The organism is Nostoc sp. C110 (assembly GCF_043099725.1).
In the GTDB taxonomy this organism is placed as follows: domain Bacteria; phylum Cyanobacteriota; class Cyanobacteriia; order Cyanobacteriales; family Nostocaceae; genus Nostoc; species Nostoc muscorum_A.
In genome coordinates, this window is record NZ_CP171148.1 from 3,187,984 (window position 1) to 3,207,224 (window position 19,241).

Below are 19,241 nucleotides of genomic sequence, written 5' to 3' on the forward strand. Positions count from 1 at the left end.
ATTGTTTTATTAAGAGAACTCCACAGAATGATTGATCCTATGATAAGAGAAAGGTAACTTTATTTTGCAACTGACCTCATGTCTCCAACATCTGTCATTCAACTCACGGAGAGCCTAAAATCTCTGTACATAAAAACAGCCAAAAAATTAAGAGGAAGCGACAGAAGACAATTCATGGCAGAAGTTGTTAAAGGCTTAGGAGTTGGTGGACAGACCCTAGTAGAACGAGAGTTGGGATGGAATAGACGCACAATCCGCTTCATGGATGCAGGAGTTGGAGAGTGGTCAACCAATAATTGATGGTTTTGAACGTAGTGGACGCAAACGAGTTGAAGCAAAATTACCCAACTTACTGGCGGATATTAAATCGTTAGTAGACGCACAAAGTCAAACCGACCCCAGTTTTAAGAGTACACGTCTATATACCCGTATGACCTCAGCAGAGGTACGTCGGCAACTGATAGAACAATTTGGTTACAGTGACGAACAACTGCCATCAAAAGAGACAATTCGGCGGCGATTGAATGACTTAGGTTATTGCTTAAAACGAGTTATCAAAGCCAAGCCAGTCAAAAAGATTCCGCAAACAGAGGCCATATTTGAACAAGTCGAGCAAATTAATACTGAAGCTGATAATGACCCAAATACCCTACGGATCTCTGTTGACGCTAAGGTTGCAGTTAAAGTCGGAGAGTTTGACCGCAAGGGTAAAACTCGCGTACCCACAATCTCCGTAGACCATGACTTTGCTCCAGAAACAACTCTGATTCCCTATGGGATTTTTTTACCTGAGTACAACGAGTTATTTTTATTCTTCGTTTCTGGCAAATTGACTGCTGATTGCATAGTTGACTTACTTGAAAGCTGGTGGCAAAGCGTCAAGCATCGATTTGCTCACATTCAAAAACTGGTGATTAATCAGGATAATGGCCCAGAAAATCATTCTCGTCGCACCCAGTTTATGAAGCGCATTGTAGACTTTGCTATCTCATCTGAACTTGACTTGCAACTTGCTTATTATCCACCTTATCACAGCAAATATAATCCTGTTGAACGCTGCTTTGGCTGGTTAGAAAAGCATTGGAATGGTAGTTTACTTGATACTGTTGAGACAGTACTGAATTTTGCCAAAACTCTCACATTTAAGGGGAACAATCCAGTTGTGACATTGGTAAATAAAGTTTACTCAACAGGAGTTAAACTTACAACCGAAGCGATGGCGGAAGTTGAAACACAAATTCACCGTCTTCCTCATCTCAAAAAATGGTTTGTGGAAATTTTTGCTAAATCGGCATAGCTATTGGATCATTTTTTTTGTGGAGTTCTCTAATTGTGCCACCAACAGTACAATTATTGCTTTACGGATTTGCACTTAACCCGGATGTCCATAATTTACGACTGGGTGTAATTGACTATGCTAATATCTCTGCCAGTCGAGAATTAGTTTCAGCAATGACATCCAATCACACTTTTAACTTGGAAAGTGTACCAACAAGCGAAAAAGATTTAAGCCGCCAAGTAGAAGAAGGTAAGCTAGATGTAGGACTAATAATTCCACCAGATTTTCCGCGCCAACTAGCCAAAAAATCAGCAGAAATTCAAGTATTCATTGATGGAGTGAATGCAAATACAGCCGGAATTGCTGCTAACTATGTTAATCAAATTATCCAACAATATAATTTCAGTTTGGCACAGGGTCAAGTTAGTCCGCCAGTTTCAACCGAAGTCGTTTTTCTTTACAATCCTGGACTTACAAGTAGTTGGTTTTTTGTACCAGGAGTTATGGGTTTAGTCCTGACATTAATCGGTACATTAGTATCAGCAGTAACTGTTGTACGCGAGAAAGATACAGGAACTTTAGAGCAATTGTTAATGACTCCCTCTAGCAACTGGGAAATTTTATTAGCTAAAATTATCCCGTTAGCATTCCTGCTCATGGGAGATGTGTTACTAGCTTTAACCTTGGGAACAGTCGTATTTAGCCTACCCTTTCGTGGAAGTTTCCTGCTCTTTCTTGCTTTATCAAGTATGTATGTATTTGTGGGAATTAGTTTAGGAATTATGCTAGCAACTATTTGCGGTTCTCAACAACAAGTATTACTCACATCTTTTTTTATAAATTTACCAATGATCCAAACTTCTGGAGCAATATCTCCTATTGAATCCATGTCTCCTTTATTTCAATTCCTCTCTCTATTTAATCCACTTCGTCATTACATTACTATTGTTAGAGGTATTTTACTCAAAGGGGTTGGTTTAGATGTGCTGTGGTTGAATATTCTAGCATTGCTTGGTTTTGCCGTTGTTTTATTAACTATTAGTGTTCATAAGTTTCGGAGTCAGTTAAGTTAAACTGTACTATCTCATTAATTCTGATAACATCTGTTCAAGAATATCTTCCATAATTTCTTCGTCTAAGTAGTGTGGAGTTGATGGTCCACCGAGAAATTCTTTGATAGTAATCTTCTGCTCTCTAAAGTCTTTGACAAAATCTCGGATTTGAGAAATAGCATTCATTTGAGATTCTATTGTTTTTAACATCAAAGACATAGAGTCAATGCCTTTTCTAGCAGCTTTACGAGAATCACTTACCATAGTTCCTTCTGGAGTATTTTTTGCTAACCGTAGTTCCAGTTTTAAGTTTTCATATTGAGTGAGGAGAATTTGATTTTGCTGTTCTATAGTTCGACATTTGCGAGTTAAATCATCCTCGTTATTAAGATCAATAACTTCTCCCACCTGCTGAATTCGCTCAATTTCTAAAAGTCTTGCCAAATCTCCTTCTTGGTAAGCTTTATTAATTGATTTCATGATTTCTGTATGATATATCTGTGTCTCGCTGTCTCTTGTCTTATCAGGGTGAAAGATTTCAGCTAATTTGAGAAATGTTTCCCGAATTTTTCTCTTATCCTCTGTTCTCGCTACAGAGGGAGATTCTACAGACTGTTGTGCTTGCCAATATTGATAACTATCTTCAGCCGCTTCCTCTGAAAAATCGGATTCGGATTCGGAATTATTAAATAGTTCGTTTAACTCTTGATTGAATTTTTTACGATTCGCGTTTGGACTAATAATCCCTGTCAACTGGAGTTCAAGGTAAACTGCCTCTATATTTTTGATGGTTTGTTTGCCAAACTTTCTAGTGGTAAAAATTTCATCAAATAGAGCATGAATATCTCGGTCTAACTCAGCCATTTTTTGAAAGTGGGGACTAGCTTGATGAAATATTTCTGTGGCAAAAGTTCGCATTTGCTCGACAAAATTGTTCAATTCCGTTCGCTTTCTTTTAATCTGTTTAAGTAGCGATTTATGTTCTGCTTCTAAAAACTCCAAGCGGATATGTAATTGAGAGAGGGCTAATGGAGTTACTTCAGTTGATTGTAATGGAAGTGATTTTTTGCGAGCCATGAAACACGTATGTAAGTTTAAGGTTTAAAATGTAATTGCCAAAGTTGTTTCGTCAATGCGAAAAGAACGTATCTAGTGATAATACATGACCTGTGGATACTTTTTTTATCAAGAATGACTGTAATGGACATAGACCACATCATCTATATTGTTACTATCGGGAAGCGCACTATGCAAGAAAAATTATAAAATATCACGATAAGAATGACACCACAAGACGCACGACAATACGCACCAGCAACTGAGCGCAACCGAGAACCAATTCTAGAAATACTTTTGCAGGTATTACCCGAAAGTGGCACTATTTTAGAAATAGCAAGTGGTACTGGTGAACACGCAGTCTTTTTTGCATCCAGGCTAAGTCCTCGCCTGTGGCTACCAACAGATGCAAATTTAGAGTTACGAGCCAGCATTAGTGCATGGACTGAACACAATGCCTGTGATAACGTTTATCCACCGCTTGAGCTAGATGTTAGAGAGCCAGTTTGGGCAGTTGAAAAAGGGGAAGTAACTGAGTGGCTTAATAGGGAGCCAATAGTTGCGATCGTCAACATTAATATGATTCACATTTCACCGTGGTCAGCCTGTTTGGGGCTAATGGCAGGGGCAGGCCGTATCCTAAAAGCAGGAGGTATCCTCTATTTATATGGGCCCTTCAAACAAGGTGGAGAACATACAGCAGCGAGTAATGCAGCTTTTGACGAATATTTACACACCCAAAACCAAGAATGGGGCGTGCGGAATTTGGATGATGTAGTGGCAGCAGCTAGGGCACAACATTTCATCTTGAAACAAATTTACCAAATGCCAGCCAATAATCTTTCAGTAGTGTTTGAACGTGCCGCTAATGAATAATTCCTGGAAATAATTTCTTAGTGGATATAATTCAATTCAATTCAAAATAATTGCGTTTAAATTTACCTTTACCCCTTACCCTTTAAGCTTTGCCCAGACCAGAAGAGAGATTGTTGGGTTTATCCGAAAAGTATTGAAAGCAGATTCCTATAGCTTGGAAAGCAATTGATCACAAAACTATCCAAGCTATTCACAAGTTCCTCAAACTATTTGTCTACAATTCAAGACTCAGGGCATTTCAGAAGCGAAAGGCTCATTTTGATTGAGGCTAGAGGCAATGTCAGTCAAAACTTTAACAGTCAACGACAAACTTATTAGCGCCCGTGAAGAAGAAACTATTCTCCAAACGGTGCAAGATGCAGGGATTCACATTCCTACTTTGTGCCACTTGCAAGGAGTTGAAGATGTTGGCGCTTGTCGGCTTTGTTTAGTAGAAATTGCTGGGAGTAATAAACTCCAACCTGCTTGTGTAACAAAAGTTGCTGAGGGTATGGAAGTCCAAACAAATAGCGATCGCCTGCAAAAATATCGTCGCACCATTATAGAAATGCTATTTGCTGAAGGTAATCACATTTGCTCGGTCTGCGTAGCTAACGGTAATTGCGAATTGCAAGACTTGGCAATTGAGATGGGTATGGATCATGTGCGCTTAGATTATCATTTCCCCGATCGCAAAGTCGATATTTCTCACGCTCGCTTTGGCGTTGACCATAACCGTTGTGTTCTTTGCACTCGTTGCATCCGTGTTTGTGATGAAATCGAAGGAGCGCACACTTGGGATATGGCGGGTAGAGGGACAAATTCTCATGTCATCACTGATTTAAATCAGCCTTGGGGAACCTCAAATACTTGTACTTCTTGCGGCAAATGCGTTAATGCTTGCCCTACAGGTGCGCTTTTTGACAAAGGTTCGAGCGTCGGGGAAATGAAACACGATCGCGCCAAGCTTGATTTCCTACTTACAGCAAGAGAAAAGCAGCAATGGCTTGTTTAGCTACTGTTCATAAATTAGCACAACGAGGTAAACCTAATGTTACGCCGCATCCTAAAAATTTTTTGGTGGCTCCTATTGCTGGCAATATTAACAATATATATATACCTGGGTTTAGCAAGCTTCACATCTCAACAGGTAATTGCTGCTGTTATGCAATTAGAAGATACGCCAGAAGAAATCCTTTATCGCTCACAGCAAAAATTAAATGATGAATTAGGAAATTATTGGCAAGTTATTTTGTTTAAGCGAGTTAATTCTAATAGCAATCAAATATCTTCAATAAATCTCCGATTGGTGGGATTTCCTGGTTCTCAGGAATTGCCCCATCCCTTACCTTTAAAGATTACTACAGATACAGGCAAAGTATTAACTGCTCCCGATATATTCCTAGATGAAGCACCAGCACCAACCATCGCTCAGTATGACTTCAAGGATGTTTTGCCTCAATTATCAACTCAAGAATTGTTGATTGGTATACCTGTAGGTAAACAACACTTCATCAATCTTTCAATCCCAAAACATGTCGTGCAGGAATGGCAAGAAATTGCACTAAAGTCCTGAGTGCTAAGGTCAAAATTAATTTAAAAAATAAAATGACTCGTTTAAAATTAGCAACGGTTTGGCTAGGCGGCTGTTCTGGCTGTCACATGTCTTTTCTCGATTTGGATGAATGGCTGATTGATTTAGCAGCACAAGTAGATTTAGTTTATAGTCCCTTTGCTGATGCTAAAGAATATCCCCCAGGGGTAGATGTGGTGCTAGTTGAGGGTGCAATTGCTAATGAAGATCACCTGCAAATGATTCAGATAGTAAGAGAGCGATCGCACATTCTTGTCTCTTTTGGTGATTGTGCTGTTACTGGTAATGTTACTGCTTTACGCAATCCTTTAGGTAGTGCCGAACCTGTTCTGCAACGTTGTTACATCGAAGCAGCAGATATTCACGGCACTATTCCCCATGAGCCTGGCATTGTACCAACCTTACTAGATCGGGTGATACCAGTGCATACAGTAGTGCCAGTTGATATTTATTTGCCAGGTTGTCCACCCTCAGCAACTCAGATTAAAGCAGTGTTAGAGGCACTCTTAAGGGGAGAAAAACCACAGTTAAAAGGACGTGAATTTATCAAGTTTGGTTAACTTCACAAGTTACTCAGATTCTTTATCTAAGTTGAAAGAGAGGCAATCACAAAATAATTTTAGAAGCAATTATGTTGAAAGCATCTGACATTATGACTAGAGATGTTGCTACAATTCACAGTTCAGCAACAGTGGCTGAAGCAGTTAGACTATTGAGAGCAAGGGACTGGAAAGCGCTGGTTGTAGATCGCCGCCATGAACACGATGCCTACGGCATGATTACTGAAAGGGATATTGTATATAAAGTGATTGCTTATGGAAAAGATCCCTTTAGTGTGCGTGTTCATGAAGTGATGACCAAGCCTTGTATCGTTGTCAATCCTGAACTTGCCTTAGAATACGTAGCGCGGTTATTTGCTGACCATAATTTGCAGAGAGCGCCCGTTATTCAGGGCGAACTACTGGGTATCATTTCCCTGGTTGACATTCTAGCTAATAGTAGCTTTCTTGAGCAACCCCATACTTTCCTGCTAGAACAACAACTTCAGGACGAAATTAAAAAAGCTCGTGTCATTTGCGATCGCCAAGGTATCCATTCAGAAGAATGTGCTGTTGTTTGGGATGCGATCGAGGAATTACAAGCCGAGATCGCACATCAAAGGGCCGAGAAAGTCGTGAAAACAGCCTTTGAAGAATACTGCGATGAATATCCAGAAGCTAAAGGAATTTATGACAACTGGTCTAGTAGTCTGCCAACCCAAAAATGCTAAGTGAGGACTGGGGAAAGGGGAAAGGGGAAAGGGGAAAGGGTAAGGGATTTAAACCCTTTCCCCCTTCCCCCTTACCCTTTACCCCGCCAAGTCACGAAAGCGAACTACTAGTGGTTGACCTGAGATAGTTATGAAAAAAGTAATCATCAACCCAGTTACCCGAATTGAAGGACACGCCAAAATCAGTATTTATCTGGATGATACAGGACAAGTGAGCGATGCTCGTTTTCATGTCACAGAATTTCGTGGTTTTGAAAAGTTCTGCGAGGGTCGCCCTTTGTGGGAAATGCCAGGAATTACGGCGCGAATTTGTGGGATTTGTCCGGTAAGCCATTTGTTAGCATCAGCAAAGGCAGGCGATCGCATCCTTGCAGTTACAATTCCCAAAGCTGCGGAAAAACTGCGCCGTTTGATGAACTTGGGACAAATTATCCAATCCCACGCCCTGAGTTTCTTCCACCTCAGCGCCCCAGATTTATTATTAGGAATGGATAGCGAACCCGAAAAACGCAATATATTTGGCTTAATTGCAGCTGAACCAGAACTAGCGCGTGGCGGAATTCGCTTGCGTCAATTTGGACAAGAGATTATTGAACAATTGGGAGGGCGAAAGATACATCCATCATGGGCGGTTCCTGGTGGTGTCCGTGAACCCTTATCGATAGAAGGACGCACCCATATTCAAAACCGCATCCCGGAAGCACGCACCACAATATTAGATGCACTGGGTAAATTTAAAGACTTACTCAATGATTATCAAAAAGAAGTGCAAACCTTCGGGAATTTTCCTAGTTTATTTATGGGTTTAGTCACTCCTGATGGTTTGTGGGAGAACTACGACGGACATATTCGTTTTGTAGACAGCGCGGGAAATATTATTGCCGATAAACTTGATCCAACTCATTATCAACAATTTATTGGTGAAGCAGTTCAACCAGATTCCTATTTAAAGTCTCCTTACTATCGCCCTTTAGGTTATCCTGACCAGAGCGACCATTGTCGTTTAGATAGTGGTATTTATCGGGTAGGGCCGCTAGCACGCCTGAATGTTTGCAGTCATATTGGTACACCTTTAGCTGATGCAGAATTGAGAGAATTTAGAGACAGAGGTAAAGGCACTGTCACTTCATCATTTTTCTATCACTACGCCCGGTTAATTGAAATTCTGGCTTGCATTGAACGCATAGAAATTATAATAGATGACCCAGATTTAATGTCTAAGAAATTGCGTGCCGATGCTGGCATTAATCAATTAGAAGGAGTGGGTGTAAGTGAAGCACCACGTGGAACATTATTTCACCATTATCAAGTTGATGAGAATGGGTTACTTCAGAAAGTAAATTTAGTAATTGCCACAGGTCAGAACAATCTAGCAATGAATCGCACAGTCGCGCAAATTGCCCGACATTTTATTCACGGTTCAGAAATTGCTGAAGGGATGTTAAACCGTGTTGAAGCGGGAATCAGAGCTTTTGACCCTTGTTTAAGTTGTTCAACTCATGCGGCAGGACAAATGCCTTTGCATATTCAATTAATTGGGACAGATGGGAATATTGTAAATGAAGTTTGGCGAGATTAATCTATTCTTAATTCTTCCTTTAAAACAACACAACCACAAAAATTATCTCGTAACATTCAACATTTATTCTTCTGTAATTTGTATTCCCAAATCCCCACGTTCCTCGCCAGATGAAATCCGAGAAATTTGTAACTCAGTAGGTATTACTTCAGAGTCCATTGTGTATATTTACTGCTTTAAGGGTTCAAGGGCTGCGAATATATTAATAGCCCTTGAAGAAGCAGGGATTTCTGCCAGAAAATTCTATTAAAATCACAGCCAACCATTTTTAAAACATCCTCTAAGTTTTAATGCAATACAGTTCAGTTAAGCATCTCTTTCTTCTCTCTGCGTTCTCTGCGCCTTGGCGGTTCGTAAAAAAAACGACTTTGGTAACAGAGTTTTAGCCTTAACTGAACCGTATTGAGTTTTAATGCCGCTTCATTCAATCAATCCACAGAGAAACAAACTGGAAATCTTTGCCACTAAGTTTTAGTGCAAAATTCTGAATTAATACTACGGCTGGTATCGATTGGATTACTAACAATAACTGAATTAATGAATCGAACACGAGATTATATTCCAGATACCTCTGAATCTAAAGATTTCTTATTTTCCTCTGCCTATATTAATGGAATAGCGATATAATCACCTATTGTTACTAATTACAAACTAGGCACAATCTCTTAATTATGAATCAATCCAATAATAGTGGAATCCTTGAACAGTTTGTCAATACAGTGATGGGAGTAAAAGCTGGGAATCAACAACAGTATCGAGATACATCAATAGCTACTACACAAGAACTAGATATCAGAGCAATTTTAGTTTATACACTAGGAACTATCCTACAAATAGTAGTTATGATTCTCGTCTTACTGGGAATGGAAAAAATAGTAATGTTAATTGATAGTAATTCTTCTTTTCCCAGTTGGTTTAGCACTTTATTGACTGGATTATTTTTTGCTCTCTTAAGTATCCGTTCCCGAATTTTTTCTCTTTTAGATAATACCCGTTCTCGTCAGACTTATGACCAGGTAATTAGACCAAGATGGTCTCCTCCACCTTTAGTATTTCCCATTGTTTGGATGATAATTGCCGTTTTGCGGGTAATTTCTTCTGTATTGGTTTGGCAGCAAATGAATCATCAATTTTTAGTGCTGCCTTTAATTTTGTTTGTGGTACATCTGGCTTTAGGGGATACTTGGAATACGATTTTTACTGTAGAACGGAGATTAGGTGCTGCTGTTCCTGTAGTTATTTTAGGCCCTTGGTTATCTGCTGTAGTGGTGACGGCAATTTATTGGCAAACTAATCCTGTAGCGGGAATGACTTTATCATTTTCTTGTGTATGGCTAACTGTAGCTGCTGTATTGGTATTTAGAATTTGGCAATTAAATGGATCTGAGCCATTGTATCCTTTAAAACTAACACCTCTGGAGAAATAAATACCTAAAATTCACCAAGACAAGAAAGCAAGGAAAAAGAACACTTGACTTTTTAGTACCTCATTCAAAATTCTTCTGATGAAAAACCTGCCTGCAATATTGACTAATACTAGAATTACAGGCAGGTTAAAAACCACTATAAAAATGGATTGATGCAATCTTTAACTAACTGGAATAGGTTGACCACTAGACAAAACTAAAGGGAAATTATGGACGTTAGGAGCGTGCATTGCATTGATCCCCAGATTGGCACGGTTCAGGATATCAGCGTTGGTTCTAATTACTTCACCCCGACTATCTAAGATGGAATGATTAAAGTTCAACCCATTGATATTAAACGCCATCGAACATACACCCATTGCTGCGAACCAAATACCTATCGTTGGGAATGCTGCTAATAATAAATGGAAAGCACGATGATTTTTACTAGCAAAGATAGGAATCAACAAACGTCCCAAAAAGCTAGAGTGTCCTGCTAAGTACTTGTAGGTAAATTTCTTCTGACCCAACTTATATCCGGCATTAATTGATTCATTGTCATCGGTCTTTCGAATGAGTGTTGAAGTCACCAAAGAACCATGTAAAGAACTAAATAGTGCGCCACTGAATATACCTGCTACACCCAACATGTGAAACGGGTGCATAAGGATATTGTGATCACCTTGGAAAGCCAACATAAAGTGGAAAGTTCCAGTGATTCCCAAAGGTAAACCATCAGAAAAACTACCTTGACCAATAGGATAAACTAGCAAAACGGAAGTAGCAGCGATGACGGGTGCAGAATAGGCAATTGCTATCCAGGCGCGCATTCCCAAACGATAGCTTAGTTCCCAAAATCGCCCTAGATAGCACCAAATACCAATAAGAAAATGCAGCACAATTAATTGATATGGCCCACCATTGTAGAGCCATTCATCCATTGATGCCGCGTCCCAGATCGGATAAAAGTGCAAACCAATGGCAGCAGAGGTCGGTACAACTGCGGCTGTAATTAAGTTATTACCATCCATCAGAGAACCCATGATAGGCTCACGAATGCCATCCATATCTACGCCGGGAGCGGCAATAAAAGCCAAAATAAAACAGGTGGTGGCAGCCAATAAGGTGGGAATCGCCAATACACCAAACCAGCCGATATAAATCCGATTTTCTGTACTAGTAATCCAGCGACAAAAACTATCCCAGAAATCAAAAAAATTAAATTCTCTTTGAGGTTGAACAATGGTACTCATGGTGTGTATCTCCTAAGTAACTCCAAGTTCAAAATTTTCTCACTACTTTTGGCAGATGCCTATTTATTTTGCTTGACCTATGTTTTTTGGCTCACAAATTTTCAAGCTAATTTAATGCAATAGTTGGGCATCTTTATCTTGAAGTTAGAAAAATAATTTGAGGAACTTGTGAGGAAATACAGTGTTTATTACAACTTAAATTTTGTCAGGACTCAGATTCACATATCCGCAAAAAAGCAGGAAGTATCAGGGAACTGGGGGATGTTGCGTCAAAAATCTCAGGCTAACGTGAGCTTGCAATGAACCTCTCCCTGTCTTGACTCAAGAGAATAATTTGACTGTGTGCGATCACCTGTAGTCAAATTCTCTGCTACAAAGTACCGATCGCTTGTAATGTTGCATTACAGTTTTAGTTATATGTCAACAATCTGAGGAAATTGTGAGCATTACTTCCAAGTTTCTCTATCTCCTCACAAGTTTCTCAAGTTTTTTATCTAACTTTAAAATAGTGTTGGACAGCTAAAAATATGAATTCTAATGCGATGGGCTATACTCCGCCGGAAGCGATGTCTACGACGGGCTACGCCTACGCCATTGGTTACGGTAATGAATTGCGTAGTGATGATGGCATTGGGCAACGAGTAGCTAAGGCGTTGCATCTATCAAATGTGAAATCTCTGGCTGTCCATCAACTCACCCCTGAACTTGTTGAAGCCTTAGCCCATGCTGATTTGGTAATCTTTATCGATGCTTGTTTCACTTCTGAAAGTTCTCAAGTGCAAGTACAATCGCTTTCATCTGAATCTTTCAATATTATTGCTGGACATACAGCCGATCCGCGATCGCTCTTAGCTCTCACTCAAGCCCTTTATAATCGTTGTCCACCAGCTTGGTGGATAAAAGTACCAGGAGTAAATTTTGAATTAGGTTGCTACTTATCACCATTTGCTGAAATTGGAGTAGCGATCGCTTTACAAAAAATTACCCAACTTATAGACGAAAATTTCAGCTTACTTCTTTAAAATATATTTCCACCACAGGTAACAGCAACTCATGCAAAAGCCTATCCAATCATCCAGCAATCGCGCCTATGATATTTTGCGAACCGAGAAAGCGAATCCCCTTGATGCGATCTTTGCACCAAAAAGTGTTGCTGTAATTGGTGCTAGCGAAAAAGCTGGTAGTGTTGGGCGTACCTTACTATGGAACTTGATTAGCAATCCTTTTGGTGGAACTGTTTTCCCTGTCAATCCCAAGCGGCACAGCATCCTAGGAATCAAAGCATACTCCACTATCTTTGATGTACCCGAAAAAGTGGATTTAGCAGTTATTGCCACCCCCGCACCAACAGTTCCAGGTATTATTGCTGAGTGCGTGGATACAGGTGTCAAAGGTGCAATTATCCTTAGTGCTGGTTTTAAAGAAGCTGGTGCTGAGGGTGTAGCCTTAGAACAGCAAATACTTGAGCAAGCGCATCGTGGCAAAATGCGGATTATTGGCCCTAATTGCTTGGGTGTAATGAGTCCACGCACAGGTTTAAATGCAACTTTTGCCAGCACAATGGCGCGTCCTGGGAATGTCGGCTTTATTAGTCAAAGTGGAGCGCTTTGTACGGCTATCCTAGATTGGAGTTTTCGGGAAAACGTTGGTTTTAGCGCCTTTGTTTCTCTTGGCTCAATGCTGGATGTGGGTTGGGGAGATTTGATTTACTACCTGGGTGATGACCCACATACCAAAAGTATTGTCATTTACATGGAATCAATTGGGAATGCGCGATCGTTTTTGTCAGCAGCGCGAGAAGTTGCTCTCACTAAACCGATTATTGTCATCAAAGCAGGTCGCACTGAAGCCGCAGCCAAAGCAGCAGCTTCCCATACTGGCGCACTTACAGGAAGTGATGAAGTTCTGGATGCAGCTTTCCGGCGTTGTGGGGTGTTGCGCGTCAACAGCATCTCTGATTTGTTCGATATGGCAGAGGTGCTGGCAAAACAACCCCGTCCCCAAGGGCCACGCCTGACAATTTTAACTAACGCAGGTGGACCTGGAGTACTTGCTACTGATGCTTTGATTGCTGCGGGTGGAGAAGTTGCACCAATTTCTGAAGAAACTAGCGGATCTCTGAATCAACTATTACCAGCACATTGGAGTCACGGCAACCCGATTGATATTCTGGGCGACGCTGACCCACAGCGATATACCAAAGCGTTGGAAATTGCTGCTAAAGACCCAAATAGTGACGGGTTATTGGTGATTCTCACGCCTCAAGCGATGACAGACCCCACCCAAACAGCCGAGCAATTGAAACCTTATGCACAGATAGCTGGTAAACCCATCCTTGCTAGTTGGATGGGAGGAGCAGATATTGCAGCAGGTGAGATGATTCTCAATCGCAACCATATTCCCACATATCCTTATCCTGATACTGCTGCTCGAATATTTAGTTATATGTGGCAGTCTAGTTATAACCTGCGCGGTATCTACGAAACTCCGGTAATGCCTGCACTTGATTCTTCATCAGGGATACCAGACCGTAACTGTGTGGAAAAAATTATCCAATCAGCACGTCAGACACAGCGAACTATTCTTACAGAGTTTGAATCGAAGCAAATTTTAGCTGCTTATGGGATTCCGGTGGTTGCAACTTGCGTTTCTAAAAGCGAGGATGAAGCAGTTCAATGTGCTGAAAAAATTGGTTATCCAGTTGTTTTAAAGCTGTTTTCCGAGATAATCACTCATAAAACTGATGTTGGCGGTGTGCAGTTAAATCTAAGAGATGCTGAAGCTGTACGACAAGCCTACCGCAACATTAAATCCTCTTTACAGGATAAATTGCAACACGACCCTCATTACTCAGCACTCAGCACTCAGCACTCAGCACTCTTCTTAGGTGTAACTGTGCAGCCAATGGTGAAAATGGCTGGTTATGAACTAATTATTGGCAGTAGTCTTGATGCACAGTTTGGCCCGGTGTTGCTTTTTGGCACAGGGGGACAACTAGTCGAAGTTTTTCACGATCGCGCGATCGCACTTCCACCCCTGAATACCACTTTAGCGCGGCGCATGATGGAGCAAACGCAGATTTACAAAGCGCTGAAAGGAGTCCGGGGACGCAAAAGTGTTGATATGGCTGCCCTTGAACAATTAATGGTGGTATTTAGTCAATTAGTTGTAGAACAGCGTTGGATTAAGGAAATCGATATTAACCCGTTGCTGGCTTCATCTGAACAATTAATTGCCCTCGATGCTCGAATTATCCTTCATGAGCCGAATGTTAAACAAAACGAACTACCAAAGTTAGCAATTCGACCATATCCTACAAAATATGTCAGCAAATGGACGATGAAAGATGGCACTCCAGTTACCATCCGTCCCATCCGTCCAGAAGATGAGCCGTTGATGGTGCAATTTCATAAGACACTCTCAGAGCAAAGTGTTTATTTTAGGTATTTTCACTTAATTAAACTCCAGTCAAGAGTAGCCCATGAACGCCTAACACGTATCTGCTTTATTGATTACGATCGCGAAATAGCCCTAGTTGTCGAATATCAAAACCCCGAAACGCAGACACGCCAAATATTGGCAGTCGGGCGGTTAAGTAAAATACATGGTACGAATGAAGCAGAATTTGCTATTGTGGTGTGCGATCGCTCTCAGTGCCAAGGTATAGGAACCGAGTTACTACAAAGGTTACTGCAAGTTAGTCGAGATGAGCAACTTAGCACTATCACTGCTGATATTTTGGTTGACAATTATGGTATGCAAAAAGTTTGTGAAAAACTAGGTTTTCGTATTCAACACACAGATGATCCAACTGTACTGAAAACCGAAATCGATATCAAAACATTTCACCCCAAAAATTAACGTGCGCCTCCGTTGGAGACTCACATAAAATTAATACTCTTTTCAATTTCTGCTAGTACTAGTGCTGAGATAATGCCCCGACTCTCACCACCATCTATAGCAAGGATTTTATATTTGGCATTAGCTTTCGTATTCATAGTTTTTAGCGATCGCTCCTGAGTTGATGTTCGCGGTTGTTCCCGCTTTTGGATATTGGCTGAAACTTTGCTTTCCTGAGCTTGGGTTGTCTCAGCATTCTCACCCTTTGGTTGGGTAGTTTGAATGTTGGCAGACTTTTCGCTCTGCTTCTTTGTCACTTTCTTTTACTTGGGATTTACAGTCGCAGCTTGGACTAGGACGCTTTAATCTCCCAATGGAAATAATTTACAATTTCAAAAAGTATGAGTGACGGCTAAACTAAAACCCATTTCAAAACATTGGGATCTTTATCATAGCGATAAATAATGCCGTCCTTAGTAGTGATAAATTCTCCTTTGCTTGCCTTGCTTCTAATCGTGCTAAGTGAATAGGATGTTAATTCATTCATTGCCTTATGAGTAAGTTTTTCGCCTGTGCTGATTTTTGACTCATTTTGCGCTTTATCTTCAGGCGAATCATTTATTTTGATTTGAGTATTTGACGGAAATTTAGTTATACTTGCTTTTTGATTTCGATAATCCTGGACAGTTACAAGTTGCCAACTGGAATCTTGTGCAAGTTCTAAAACCCATTGATGGTAATCAAACAGGCTTTCCCGGTGCCCAACACTAATAAATGTTGTTTTCGTTGATTGTAACTGTTGATATAAACTTCCTTCATTTTTCAAATCTAAAGCACTTGTTGCTTCATCCAATATAGTAAAGCTCGGATGAGTAACTAACAGTCGTGCGAAAGCAAGACGTTGTTGTTCTCCTATCGATAATATATTTTCCCAAGGAACTTCAGTGTCAAAGCCTTCAACTCGACTTAGTAAGTTTTGCAAGTTTACTTGTTGCAAAACGTCTTTGAGTTCTGCGTCGGTCATTTGACGATTCGTATTAGGATAAAGTAACTGTTCGCGCAAAGTCCCTAAAATGATATAAGGCCGTTGGGGTAAGAATAATACTTCTTTTAGGGGAGGTCGTACCAAACGGCCAGTTCCCGCATTCCACAAACCAGCGATCGCTCTCAACAGAGAACTTTTACCTCGTCCACTCGGCCCAACAATCAATAAGCCTTCTCCTGGTTGAACAGAAAGTGATAAATTTTCAACGATCACCTGTTCATAGTTTGGCGTTTGTAAGGTGACATTCTCGAAAGCTAAACGGTTTTCTTCTATTGTTTTAATAGTACTGACATTCTCTGGTTGTTTGGTAACTGCTTCTAACGCATCTGAAAACTCAGATAAACGCTCAACATAACTGGAAAATCGTCCAGAAGTCCCAAATTCTCTAATTAATGTTGCCATAGCCGAGGCAAACTGATTACAAGCTACACTGGCTTGGACAACTTCTCCGAAATCAGCTTGACCGCTCATATATAAAGGTGCGAGTACCAGATATGGGAATATTTGGATAGCAGACTTATATGCTCCGTCAAAAAGTTCTTGATTGTTCTCCCAATTAATCTTGCGTTCGACATTTTTCAGGAGATTAATAAATCTTCGTTGAATTATATTAAATTCTTGCTTTTCTCCCTGAAAAAAAGCTATCGATTCAGCGTGATTACGAACATGAGTCAGAGAATAACTGTATTCTGCTTTCAGTTCTAATTCTTCTTGATTAATTTTATTTAATTGTTGACCTAAGTAAATAGCAATCAAGTTGCCTACGATTGTATAAACAACCAAAACAATTGCAATAAATTGGGAAATTGACCAAAGAATTACTAAAAAAGTAGTCATTTCCAGCACTTTTTCTAGGAAAGTAGCTGAAAAACTCAGAGCATTACTGGTAATGGGTTCGATTTCTTGGGATATTCGTTGATCTGGGTTATCAACATCGGCTCTAAAGTTAATTTTATAATAGGCACGATTGCTCAAATATTTTGATAATATGTGATTATTTAACCATTTGTACCAATCAAGAGCGATTTTTTTTCTGACAAGTTTAGAAAATCCGTTTAAGAGTGTTATGCAGACAAGAGCAGCGCCGAAAACTACTATCGTATTAATAAAGTTAGGATAATCTTTCTCTTCAATGACATCGGTTATATAGCGAGTAACGAAGCTATTAAAGGCAGTTACGCCGACTAGCGCGATTATTAATAAAATCAGGAGAATCAGCATCCCCCATATCCGAATCACGTCTGAAAATACTCTTTCCCCGGACTCTGTTGGATACCAGTAAGGCTGAACGATCGCTCTTACATTCTCCCAAAAATTATTAGAAGCCGGAGGAGAAGGATCATTCTTTAAGGATTGACCGCGAGAAACTTTGGTTTGCATATTCTAAAATAAGTTGAACATCTTTTTTGATTGAAATACAAAAATACTAACTGATGAAAAAACACAGGATTTAATCTAGAGTAGAAATCTTGAATCTAGATACAAAAATTTTCCGATTTATAGACTAAGTTAACAATGACCAATTTTCAAAAATCGAAAATTCCGAAAATAAAATAATAATTGCAAATTAGTAGAGTTTTTAATCAACCACCACTATGCAACGCCAAATTTAGGATATCAAAGAAACTGCGTCATTCTTACTAGAAGCTGTATCAGCAGCCATTGCAACTGCATTACTAACATTAGGCAGTTCATCTTCCACAAACCGTAAGCGAGGGTACAAGTAGGCAATAGAGGTTTCTAAAATGGTCAAGACTCCCATAATCATCAGTAGAAGTCCCATCCCACGACCTGACCCAACACCGATGATTTGTCCGATGCTTCCTGCTAAAAAACCGTTAGTAGCCATTAAGGGTTCAAAAACTTTCTCGGCTAAAGGCCCAATCGTGATGTAGCCTAAAGGGAAAGCGGCTGCTTCAATCGCTCCTTTGATCGCAAAAACTCTACCTTGTACATTAGGTTCTACTTTATTTTGCATGACAGCTTGCGTGGAACTGGAAACGATCGGTTGTGTTAGGAAAAATAAGAAGATACCAACAGTGAAAATGACAAGAGAGGGTTGCAAACCGGCGACGAAAATAAATACGCCACTCAAAAGCATACACCCGTATATGGCATATATATTGCGTTCTAGCCCTCCCCAGATGCTGACAAGCAAGCCACCTGCTACGATCGCAATGCCAAATAGCGAAAGAATAGTTCCCAAAAAGCTGACTGAAACGAAATTTAAGACTAGCGGGATAGTGATGACATTAATACCTCCCACAAGATAAAAGCTGGAAGCTGAGAATAACACTAGTCCCAGCAGTCCTGGTCGAGCGATCAAATACCTAAATCCGTAAGTTGCTTCACTCATAAATGAACTTTTTGCAGTTGCAACAGCACTCGTGCTGACTTCCGGGAACCGAACCAGCATCAGGGAAACAACAGCAATAAATATAGCCGTTACGTGAAATAAAATAATCCCTTGCAAATGCACAATGGTTAGTAAAACACCTCCGAGAGTTGGTGCAATGATTAGGGAAATACCAAACATCAGACTCATTAGCCCATTGGCACGATTAAGGTGCTGTTTCGGCACTAGTAAGACTGTTGATGCTGTATAAGCAGGTGTGTGAAAAGCCATGAAAACAGCAGTGAAGGTATTGGCTAGGTAAATGTGCCAGACTTCCAACCGACCGATGACAAATAAAACGCCGATCGCGATCGTTCCCAAACACGCCAAGACATCAGCGATAATCATCGTCTTTCGGCGATCCCACTTATCTACCAGAGGCCCAGCGATCGGGGAAATTAAGATTAGCGGGAGAGTATTGAACAGAGAGACTAAAGCAAACTGGGTAACTGAACCGGTGCGATTATAAACCCAGATATCTAAGGCAAAGGCAGTGGTACTCGAACCAATCAAGGCGATCAATTGTCCTACCCAAACAATGAGAAAGAGTCGCATTTCCCGTAAAACAGTTAGCCTTGTTTTTTTCATAATCTGTACATCTGACATATAAGTTAAGT

The 19,241-nt window shown here is 40.3% G+C and carries 16 protein-coding genes and 1 pseudogene; 12 read left to right on the forward strand and 5 right to left on the reverse strand.

The genetic code is table 11. The annotated features are described in order from the left end of the window. Nucleotides 1-96: 96 nt before the first annotated feature. A protein-coding gene (locus ACFFRD_RS19305; RefSeq protein ID WP_392483109.1) for an ISAzo13 family transposase occupies nt 97-1,297 on the forward strand; the annotation gives its coding sequence in 2 pieces (ribosomal slippage) (nt 97-258 and nt 260-1,297; 1,200 coding nt in all). Between the two features lie 35 nt (nt 1,298-1,332). After that, on the forward strand, nt 1,333-2,352 hold the full coding sequence (locus ACFFRD_RS19310) for an ABC transporter permease (RefSeq protein ID WP_392482778.1): 1,020 nt from the start codon (nt 1,333-1,335) through the stop codon (nt 2,350-2,352). A 6-nt stretch (nt 2,353-2,358) separates the two neighbouring features. On the opposite strand, the gene ACFFRD_RS19315 is transcribed toward ACFFRD_RS19310, so the two are convergent. Then, nucleotides 2,359-3,408 (reverse strand): J domain-containing protein, encoded by a 1,050-nt coding sequence (locus ACFFRD_RS19315; protein WP_392482779.1) that lies wholly within the window; start codon nt 3,406-3,408, stop codon nt 2,359-2,361. 204 nt (nt 3,409-3,612) lie between these two features. Here ACFFRD_RS19315 and ACFFRD_RS19320 point away from each other — a divergent pair, with 204 nt between their 5' ends. The 8 genes and pseudogenes from ACFFRD_RS19320 (at nt 3,613) to ACFFRD_RS19355 (ending at nt 10,112) form a co-directional block, all read left to right on the forward strand. Next, on the forward strand, nt 3,613-4,263 hold the full coding sequence (locus tag ACFFRD_RS19320; protein WP_392482780.1) for a DUF938 domain-containing protein: 651 nt from the start codon (nt 3,613-3,615) through the stop codon (nt 4,261-4,263). Between the two features lie 277 nt (nt 4,264-4,540). Beyond that, nucleotides 4,541-5,257 carry a bidirectional hydrogenase complex protein HoxU gene (gene hoxU, locus ACFFRD_RS19325; RefSeq protein WP_392482781.1) on the forward strand — a complete coding sequence of 239 codons (717 nt, stop codon included), beginning with the start codon at nt 4,541-4,543 and terminating at the stop codon, nt 5,255-5,257. A gap of 36 nt (nt 5,258-5,293) precedes the next feature. Then, nucleotides 5,294-5,818, forward strand: coding sequence for a DUF3122 domain-containing protein (locus ACFFRD_RS19330; RefSeq protein ID WP_392482782.1), 525 nt, complete (start codon nt 5,294-5,296; stop codon nt 5,816-5,818). A gap of 32 nt (nt 5,819-5,850) precedes the next feature. Continuing rightward, complete coding sequence (locus tag ACFFRD_RS19335) at nt 5,851-6,396, forward strand: oxidoreductase (RefSeq protein ID WP_392482783.1); 546 nt, start codon at nt 5,851-5,853, stop codon at nt 6,394-6,396. A gap of 71 nt (nt 6,397-6,467) precedes the next feature. After that, the gene (locus tag ACFFRD_RS19340) at nt 6,468-7,106 is read left to right on the forward strand and encodes a CBS domain-containing protein (protein WP_392482784.1); all 639 of its coding nucleotides are present in this window, start codon (nt 6,468-6,470) and stop codon (nt 7,104-7,106) included. A gap of 130 nt (nt 7,107-7,236) precedes the next feature. After that, entirely contained in the window at nt 7,237-8,685 is a 1,449-nt protein-coding gene (locus ACFFRD_RS19345) for a Ni/Fe hydrogenase subunit alpha (protein ID WP_392482786.1), read from the forward strand. 103 nt (nt 8,686-8,788) lie between these two features. Next, nucleotides 8,789-8,935 (forward strand): annotated as a pseudogene (locus ACFFRD_RS19350) (sulfurtransferase); the annotation flags it as partial. A gap of 421 nt (nt 8,936-9,356) precedes the next feature. Further along, complete coding sequence (locus ACFFRD_RS19355; RefSeq protein ID WP_392482787.1) at nt 9,357-10,112, forward strand: TspO/MBR family protein; 756 nt, start codon at nt 9,357-9,359, stop codon at nt 10,110-10,112. 161 nt (nt 10,113-10,273) lie between these two features. Here ACFFRD_RS19355 and ACFFRD_RS19360 read toward each other — a convergent pair whose 3' ends face one another. Beyond that, the gene (locus ACFFRD_RS19360) at nt 10,274-11,344 is read right to left on the reverse strand and encodes a Photosystem Q(B) protein 1 (RefSeq protein WP_114084452.1); all 1,071 of its coding nucleotides are present in this window, start codon (nt 11,342-11,344) and stop codon (nt 10,274-10,276) included. 566 nt (nt 11,345-11,910) lie between these two features. On the opposite strand from ACFFRD_RS19360, the gene ACFFRD_RS19365 reads away from it, so the two are divergent. Then, nucleotides 11,911-12,366, forward strand: a complete 456-nt coding sequence (locus ACFFRD_RS19365) for a hydrogenase maturation protease (protein ID WP_392483110.1) — start codon at nt 11,911-11,913, stop codon at nt 12,364-12,366. A 31-nt stretch (nt 12,367-12,397) separates the two neighbouring features. After that, nucleotides 12,398-15,205 (forward strand): bifunctional acetate--CoA ligase family protein/GNAT family N-acetyltransferase, encoded by a 2,808-nt coding sequence (locus ACFFRD_RS19370; protein WP_392482788.1) that lies wholly within the window; start codon nt 12,398-12,400, stop codon nt 15,203-15,205. A gap of 20 nt (nt 15,206-15,225) precedes the next feature. On the opposite strand, the gene ACFFRD_RS19375 is transcribed toward ACFFRD_RS19370, so the two are convergent. The 3 genes from ACFFRD_RS19375 to ACFFRD_RS19385 all read right to left on the reverse strand — a co-directional run bounded on the left by ACFFRD_RS19375 (nt 15,226) and on the right by ACFFRD_RS19385 (nt 19,212). Beyond that, entirely contained in the window at nt 15,226-15,501 is a 276-nt protein-coding gene (locus tag ACFFRD_RS19375; RefSeq protein ID WP_392482790.1) for a hypothetical protein, read from the reverse strand. A 95-nt stretch (nt 15,502-15,596) separates the two neighbouring features. After that, nucleotides 15,597-17,609, reverse strand: a complete 2,013-nt coding sequence (locus ACFFRD_RS19380; RefSeq protein WP_392482791.1) for an ABC transporter ATP-binding protein/permease — start codon at nt 17,607-17,609, stop codon at nt 15,597-15,599. Between the two features lie 229 nt (nt 17,610-17,838). Then, nucleotides 17,839-19,212: an MFS transporter gene (locus ACFFRD_RS19385; protein WP_392482792.1), complete on the reverse strand. Its 1,374-nt coding sequence runs from the start codon at nt 19,210-19,212 to the stop codon at nt 17,839-17,841. Between the last annotated feature and the right edge of the window lie 29 nt (nt 19,213-19,241).